A 7,308-nucleotide genomic window follows, 5' to 3' on the forward strand; every position below is an offset into this window, starting at 1 on the left:
GCCCCGCCCGCCGTGGATCGGCACCGTGATCGGCGCCGATCCGCCCATCTAGACTGGGCCGGGTGGATGATCTCGAACTCGCGCTGCCGACCGGAACGCTGATCGCGGGCGACGCCGCGACCGTGTTCGCCGACGCACGGCCCTGTCTCGACGGGCTGCCGCGCGGCAGCTTCCCAGTGCGCGCCGCGGCCGACGGCCTCGAGGTGCTGCTTGCCGACGCGGCGCCGACGACGTGGACGCGGCGGCTGACCCGGCCCACCCCGAGCGGGTACGCGGCGCTGCTCGACGCCCGCGCGCTCGCCGAGTACACCGACCTCGGCGACGAGCCGGTGGACGAGTTCGAACTGCTCATCGAGCAGCTGGCCGCACGCGAGGCGACCGTGCTGCGCGACGTGCTCGGCGCGCGCACGGGCGCCGGGGAATGCGTGCTCGAACTCGGCCTCGACGACGCCGGGAACCCCTGCCGCCTCGCCGTGCGTTGGAAGCGGTAGTCCGCTACTCCCCGAGTTCCTCGATCACCTTCGCCGCCAGGTTCGCCGGCATCGGCTCGTGCCGCAGGTACTCCCGGGTGAACTGACCCGTGCCGTGAGACAGGGACCTGAGTTCCACCGGGTACCTGGCCAGGCCGGTCGCCGGGACCTCCGCGCGCACCACGGTGCGTCCGGCGTCCGTCGGCTCGGTGCCGAGCACGCGGCCGCGGCGGCTGCTCAGGTCGCCCAGCACGGCGCCGACGAACTCGTCCGCGAGGGTGATCTCCACCGCCTCCACCGGCTCGAGCAGGGTCGGGCGCCCGCCCTGGGACGCGGCGTCCTTAAGCGCGAGCGCGCCGGCGGTCTGGAAGGCCATGTCGGAGGAGTCCACCGAGTGCGCCTTGCCGTCCACCAGCGTCACCCGCAGGTCGACCACCGGGTACCCGGCCAGGACGCCGCGCTCCATCTGCGTGCGCACGCCCTTCTCCACCGACGGGATGAAGTGGCGCGGCACCGCGCCGCCCACCACCTTGTCCACGAACTCGAAGCCGGACCCGGCCGGCAGCGGCTCCACCTCGATCTCGCAGATGGCGTACTGGCCGTGCCCGCCGGACTGCTTGACGTGCCGGCCCCGGCCCTTCGTGTGCGCGCCGAAGGTCTCCCTGAGCGAGACCCGGTGCGCCACCGTCTCCACCGCCACGCCGTAGCGGGTCGCGAGCCGGTCAAGCAGCACGTCCCGGTGCGCCTCGCCGAGGCACCACAGCACCAGCTGGTGCGTCTCCGGGTTGATCTCCAGCCGCAGCGTCGGGTCCTCGGCCACCAGCCGGGACAGCGCCTGGGCGAGCTTGTCCTCGTCCGACTTCGCCCGCGCGGTCACGGCCACCGGGAGCAGCGGGTCCGGCATGACCCAGGGCTCCATCAGCGCCGGGTCCTCCTTCGCCGAGAGGGTGTCGCCGGTCTCGGCGTGCGCCAGCTTCGCCACCGCCACCAGGTCGCCGGCCGCCGCGAACTCCACCGGCCGCTGCGTCTTGCCCAGCGGGCTCGATAGCGCGCCCACCTTCTCGTCCACGTCGTGGTCGGGGTGGCCGCGCAGGGCCATGCCGTGGCCGGAGACGTGCACGGGGGTGTCCGGGCGCAGGGTGCCGGAGAAGACCCGCACCAGCGAGATCCGGCCGACGTACGGGTCCGAGGTCGTCTTGACCACCTCGGCCACCAGGGGGCCGTCCGGGTCACAGGCCAGCGGCGCCTTCGGCTCCCCGTCGGGCGTGGTCACCGCGGGGATCAGGTGTTCGCCGGGCGCCGGGAAGCCCTGGGTGACCAGCTCGAGCAGCTCCGCCGTGCCCACGCCGGTGGCCGCGGAGACCGGGATCACCGGGTAGAAGTGGCCGCGGGAGACCGCCGTCTCCAGGTCGTCGACCAGCACCTTGACGTCGATGTCCTCGCCGCCGAGGTAGCGGTCCATCAGGGTCTCGTCCTCGCTCTCCGCGATGATCCCCTCGATCAGCGCGTTGCGGGCGGGCTCGATCAGCTCGAGGTGCTCCGGGTCGGCCTCGAGTACCTCACGCTCGCCCGAGCTGTAGTCGAAGATCTGCTGGCTCAGCAGCCCGATCACGCCGCCGACCTGCTCCTCGTCGTCGAGCAGCGGCAGGTAGAGCGGGGCGACGCCGTCGCCGAAGACGCGCTGGCAGATCAGCACCATCTCGTCGAAGTCGGCCCGGGCCGCGTCCAGCTTGGTCACCACGACCGCGCGCGGCAGGCCCACCGCCGCGCACTCCTCCCACAGAAGCTGGGTCGAACCGTCCACCCCGTCCGCGGCGGAGACCACGAACAGCGCGGCGTCCGCGGCGCGCAGCCCGGCCCGCAGGTCCCCGGCGAAGTCCGCGTAGCCGGGGGCGTCGAGCAGGTTCACCTTGATGCCGTCCACCAGCAGCGGAGCGGCCGCGAGGCCCACCGAGCGGCCGAGCCGGTGCTCGATCTCCTCGAAGTCGCAGACGGTGTTGCCGTCCTCCACCCGTCCGGGGCGCCCGATCGCCCCCACGGCCGCGAGCAGCGTCTCGACCAGGGTGGTCTTGCCCGCGCCGGTGTGTCCCACGAGTACGACGTTGCGGATGGCCGCGCCGCGCGCCGGGGACAACTGCGCGCTTCCGGCCGCCGCTTGGCCTCCGTGGCCACCGCCCTTGTCCGACATCGTCGCACCTCCGCGTGTGATCGAACGGTAACTGTTGGTATGACAGGTAGACAACTCCTCTTTGCGGAGTGGCACAACCTCTGCCGCCAGCGTTTCACCCGAGCGCGGGGGAGGCGAAATCCGCGGTACCCGCGCGGTCCAATAGCATGGGCGCCGGTCCGCACCGGACCGCCTTCGTGACCGACGCCGATGCTGGGATTCCTATGCTCAATCGCTACGCGCGGGCGTTTTTCACCCGCGTCCTGACGCCGACCGCGCGATTTCTGCTGCGGATCGGGGTCGGCCCCGACACGGTCACCCTGCTCGGGACCCTGGGCGTGGTCGCCTGCGCGGTGGCCTTCTTCCCGCGCGGCAGCTTCCTGGTCGGCACCCTCGCGGTCACCGCGTTCATCTTCTCCGACCTGCTCGACGGCACGATGGCGCGGCTGTCCGGCCGTGCCTCCAAGTGGGGCGGCTTCCTGGACGCCACGCTCGACCGCTTCGGCGACGCGGCCATCTTCGGCTCGCTCGCCTACTACTTCGCCGTGAACGACAAGCTGGGGCTGTTCCTGGCCTGCATGATCTGCCTGATCTCCGGGTCGGTCACCTCCTACGCCCGGGCCAAGGCGGAGTCGCTCGGCTTCAAGTGCGACATCGGCTACGTCGAGCGCGGCGAGCGCCTGGTCGGCTCGCTGGTGGCCACCGGCCTGGACGGCCTCGGCGTGCCGTTCGTGCAGGCGATCGCCCTGTGGGCACTGGCGGCCGGGTCCACCTGCACCGTCGTGCAACGGATGCTGTACGTGCGCAAGCAGGCCCTCGCACTGGGTCTGACCGGCGACGCCGCTGCGGCCGCCGAACCGGAGACCGAGGAGACCCCGTGAGCGATCTCAAAGAGGAACTGACCTACCGCGCGTACGCCGCCGGCTGGGCGGTGGTGCGGCGGTTGCCGGAGAAGCCGGCCTACAAGCTGTTCGAGAAGGCCGCGGACCGGTCCTGGCGCAAGCGCGGCAAGTCCGTGCGCCGGCTCGAGTCGAACCTGGCCCGGGTGCTCGGCCCGGACGCGTCCGAGGCGCGCATCCGCGAGGTCTCCAAGCAGGGCATGCGCAACTACATGCGCTACTACTGCGACACCTTCCGGCTCGAGACCTGGTCACGCCAGCGGATCGAGAGCACCATGACCGTGCTGAACGAGGACAAGCTGCGCGAACTGTTGGCCGAGGGGAACGGTGTCGTGCTGGCCCTGCCGCACATGGGCAACTGGGACCACGCCGGAGCCTGGGCGGCGAGAGTGGCCGCCGACGGCTTCACGACCGTGGCCGAGCGACTCAAGCCGGAGAAGCTGTTCGAGCGCTTCCTGCGCTACCGCGAGTCCATCGGCATGGAGGTGCTGCCGCTGACCGGCGGCACCGGCACCTTCGCCGGGCTGATGCGCCGGCTGCGCTCGGGCGGGCTGGTGTGTCTGGTGGCCGAGCGGGACCTGACCGACAGCGGCGTGCCGGTGCGGTTCTTCGGCGAGACCACCAAGCTGCCGGCCGGGCCGGCCGCGCTGGCCGTGGCCACCGGCGCCGCGCTGTGCCCGGTCACGCTCTGGTACGACGGGCCCCATCACTACGCCAAGGTGTGGCCGCGGATCCCGGTGCCCGCCGAGGGGCGCAAGCCGGAGAAGATCGCCGTGATGTGCCAGGCCGTGGCCGACGTCTTCGCGCAGGGCATCGCCGAGCACCCGGCCGACTGGCACATGCTGCAGCGGCTGTGGCTGGTGGACCTCGACCCGGCCCGGGTGCCCGGCGCGGCCACGGGCGAGCGCGTCGCCGACCCAGACGCCGCGACCTCCGACACCGCCGACAGCGCCAACACCGCGGCATCGGGTTCTGCGGAAGGCACGCGGTGAGGATCGGGATCGTCTGCCCGTACTCCTTCGACGTGCCGGGGGGAGTCCAGAACCATGTCCGCGACCTGGCCGAACACCTGATCGGGCTGGGCCACGAGGTCTCCGTGCTCGCGCCCGCGGACGACGACACCGTGCTGCCGCGCTACGCGCAGTCGGCCGGGCGCGCGGTGCCGGTGCCGTACAACGGCTCGGTGGCCCGGGTGAACTTCGGCTTCCTGTCCGCGGCCCGGGTGCGCCGGTGGATCCACGACGGCAACTTCGAGGTCCTGCACGTGCACGAGCCGGGCACGCCCTCGCTCTCGCTGCTCGCCTGCTGGGCCGCGAGCGGTCCGATCGTGGCCACCTTCCACACCGCCAACCCGCGTTCGCGCGCGATGCTGGCCGGCGCGCCGATAGTGGCGTCCGCGATGGAGAAGATCAACGCCCGCATCGCGGTGAGCGAGTACGCCCGGCGCACGCTGGTCGAGCACATGGGCGGGGACGCGGTGGTGATCCCCAACGGCGTGGACGTCGGCTTCTTCGCCGGACAGCAGCCGCGGCCGGAGTGGTCCGGCGAGACCATCGCCTTCGTCGGCCGCTACGGCGAGCCGCGCAAGGGCCTTTCCGTGCTGCTCGAGGCGCTGCCCGCGATCGTCGAGGCGCGTCCGAACACGCGTCTGCTGGTGGCGGGCCGGGGCGACGAGGACGAGGCGCTGCGCTCGGTGCCCGAGCATCTGCGCAAGCGGATCGAGTTCCTCGGCATGGTCGACGACGTGGACAAGGCCCGGCTGTTCCGGTCCGTCGACGTCTACTGCGCCCCGAACACAGGCGGCGAGTCCTTCGGCATCATCCTGGTCGAGGCGATGAGCGCGGGCGCTCCGGTGCTGGCCAGCGAGCTCGACGCGTTCTCGCTGGTGCTCGAGGGCGGCGAGGCCGGGGTGATGTTCCCCACCGGCGACGCGGCCGCGCTCGCGCGAGAGGCGATCGGGCTGCTCGGGGACCCGGGCCGGCGCGACGCGCTGCGGGCCTCGGCGGCCGCGTCGGTCCGGCGCTACGACTGGTCCGTGGTGGCGGCCGACATCCTGTCCGTCTACGAGATGGTCACCGAGTCCACCGCCCGGGTGACCGCGAACGGCGGCCCGCGATGAGGCTCGTGCTGACCGAGTACTCCGTAGCGCTCGTCCTGCTGGCGGTGCTGCTGGTGCTGTTCGGCCTCTACCTGAGCTGGACCGCCACCCGGCTCGACCGGCTGCACGTGCGCCTGGACGCGGCCCGGGTGGCGCTCGACGCCCAGCTGCTGCGCCGCTCCACCGCCGCGCTCGAGCTCGCCCGCAGCGGTCTGCTCGACCCGGCCACCGCGCTGATCCTGGCCGCGGGCGCCCGCGAGGCCCAGTCGGCCGACCCGGACGAGCGCGAGGCGGCCGAGTCGGCGCTGACCCGCGACGTGCGGGCCTCCTTCGAGGACCCGACCCAGGCCCAGCAGGTGCGGGCCGCGCACGGCGGCCCCGAGCTGCTCGACGAGCTCGGCCGGTCCCTGCGCCGGGTCCAGCTCGCCCGCCGCTTCCACAACGAGTCGGTCCGGGCCGTGCGCCAGCTGCGCTCGCACCGCCTGGTCCGCGCCTTCCGGCTGGCCGGACGCGCCCCCGACAAGCCGAATTTCGAGATCGACGACGATCCGCCGGTGGCCCTGGCCCGCTGACGCCGCGGGCCGCGCGGTCCGGCTCCGGCGCCGTGACCGGCACGAACCCACTCTGTAAGCCGTTTCACCTGGGGCCCGACACCGTGCGAGCCGAACCCGGGATCGTGACATCGTAAGATGGTCGAGTAACCCTTACGCGCCAAACTCCCGAGCGAGGTACCGACGTGTCCAGCAACCCCACCGAAACCGCTCAGCCGGCTCCGCAGCTCGGCACCGCCCGGGTCAAGCGGGGGATGGCGGAGATGCTCAAGGGCGGCGTGATCATGGACGTGGTCACCCCCGACCAGGCCAAGATCGCCGAGGACGCCGGCGCGGTGGCCGTCATGGCGCTCGAGCGGGTCCCGGCCGACATCCGCAAGGACGGCGGCGTCGCGCGCATGTCCGACCCGGACATGATCGACGGCATCATCGCCGCCGTGTCGATCCCGGTCATGGCCAAGGCGCGGATCGGCCACTTCGTCGAGGCGCAGGTGCTGCAGTCGCTCGGCGTGGACTACATCGACGAGTCCGAGGTGCTCACCCCGGCCGACGAGACCCACCACATCGACAAGTGGGCCTTCACCATCCCGTTCGTGTGCGGCGCCACCAACCTGGGTGAGGCCCTGCGCCGGATCGCCGAGGGCGCGGCCATGATCCGCTCCAAGGGCGAGGCCGGCACCGGCAACGTGGTCGAGGCCACCCGCCACATGCGCCAGATCCGCGCGGAGATCCGCCGCCTCGGCACCCTGGACGAGTCCGAGCTGTACCTGGCCGCCAAGAACCTGCAGGCGCCGTACGAGATCGTGGCCGAGGTGGCCCGCACCGGCAAGCTCCCGGTCGTGCTGTTCACCGCCGGCGGTCTGGCCACCCCGGCCGACGCCGCGATGATGATGCAGCTCGGCGCCGAGGGCGTGTTCGTCGGCTCCGGCATCTTCAAGTCGGGCGACCCGGCCAAGCGCGCCGCCGCGATCGTGAAGGCCACCACCTTCCACGACGACCCGGACGTCATCGCCAAGGTCTCCCGCGGCCTGGGCGAGGCCATGGTCGGCATCAACTGCGACACGCTGCCCGAGACCGAGCGTTACGCCAACCGCGGCTGGTGACGCAGGGCCCTGCCCGCCCC

General features: G+C 72.5%; 7 protein-coding genes. 6 read left to right on the forward strand and 1 reads right to left on the reverse strand.

Going from position 1 to position 7,308, the window contains the following annotated elements:
- Positions 1 to 62 precede the first annotated feature (62 nt).
- The gene (locus KDL01_RS37355; protein ID WP_212533444.1) at positions 63 to 491 is read left to right on the forward strand and encodes a hypothetical protein; all 429 of its coding nucleotides are present in this window, start codon (positions 63 to 65) and stop codon (positions 489 to 491) included.
- Positions 492 to 495: 4 nt separating this feature from the next.
- Here the strand turns inward: KDL01_RS37355 and KDL01_RS37360 are convergent, their stop codons facing one another.
- Entirely contained in the window at positions 496 to 2,658 is a 2,163-nt protein-coding gene (locus KDL01_RS37360) for an elongation factor G-like protein EF-G2 (RefSeq protein ID WP_212533445.1), read from the reverse strand.
- 203 nt (positions 2,659 to 2,861) lie between these two features.
- Here KDL01_RS37360 and pgsA point away from each other — a divergent pair, with 203 nt between their 5' ends.
- The 5 genes from pgsA to pdxS all read left to right on the forward strand — a co-directional run bounded on the left by pgsA (position 2,862) and on the right by pdxS (position 7,288).
- A complete protein-coding gene (gene pgsA / locus KDL01_RS37365) occupies positions 2,862 to 3,518 on the forward strand; it encodes a phosphatidylinositol phosphate synthase (RefSeq protein ID WP_212533446.1) in 657 nt (218 codons plus the stop codon).
- Positions 3,515 to 4,528, forward strand: a complete 1,014-nt coding sequence (locus KDL01_RS37370; protein WP_212533447.1) for a phosphatidylinositol mannoside acyltransferase — start codon at positions 3,515 to 3,517, stop codon at positions 4,526 to 4,528. Before pgsA ends, KDL01_RS37370 begins: the two co-directional genes overlap by 4 nt.
- Positions 4,525 to 5,655, forward strand: coding sequence for a glycosyltransferase family 4 protein (locus KDL01_RS37375; protein WP_212533448.1), 1,131 nt, complete (start codon positions 4,525 to 4,527; stop codon positions 5,653 to 5,655). Before KDL01_RS37370 ends, KDL01_RS37375 begins: the two co-directional genes overlap by 4 nt.
- Positions 5,652 to 6,206, forward strand: coding sequence for a hypothetical protein (locus KDL01_RS37380; RefSeq protein ID WP_212533449.1), 555 nt, complete (start codon positions 5,652 to 5,654; stop codon positions 6,204 to 6,206). The genes KDL01_RS37375 and KDL01_RS37380 overlap by 4 nt, the downstream gene beginning before the upstream one ends.
- Positions 6,207 to 6,370: 164 nt before the next feature.
- On the forward strand, positions 6,371 to 7,288 hold the full coding sequence (gene pdxS, locus KDL01_RS37385) for a pyridoxal 5'-phosphate synthase lyase subunit PdxS (RefSeq protein ID WP_307846771.1): 918 nt from the start codon (positions 6,371 to 6,373) through the stop codon (positions 7,286 to 7,288).
- Positions 7,289 to 7,308 lie beyond the last annotated feature (20 nt).

Origin of the sequence: Actinospica durhamensis, assembly GCF_018139695.1 — a bacterium.
GTDB classification, from domain to species: Bacteria; Actinomycetota; Actinomycetes; order Streptomycetales; family Catenulisporaceae; genus Actinospica; species Actinospica durhamensis.

What these genes read in the sequence shown, in the direction of transcription:
- KDL01_RS37360 (WP_212533445.1), bottom strand. Translation starts at nt 2,658, where the DNA reads ATGTCGGACAAGGGCGGTGGCCACGGAGGCCAAGCGGCGGCCGGAAGC.
- pgsA (WP_212533446.1), top strand. Translation starts at nt 2,862, where the DNA reads ATGCTCAATCGCTACGCGCGGGCGTTTTTCACCCGCGTCCTGACGCCG.
- KDL01_RS37380 (WP_212533449.1), top strand. Translation starts at nt 5,652, where the DNA reads ATGAGGCTCGTGCTGACCGAGTACTCCGTAGCGCTCGTCCTGCTGGCG.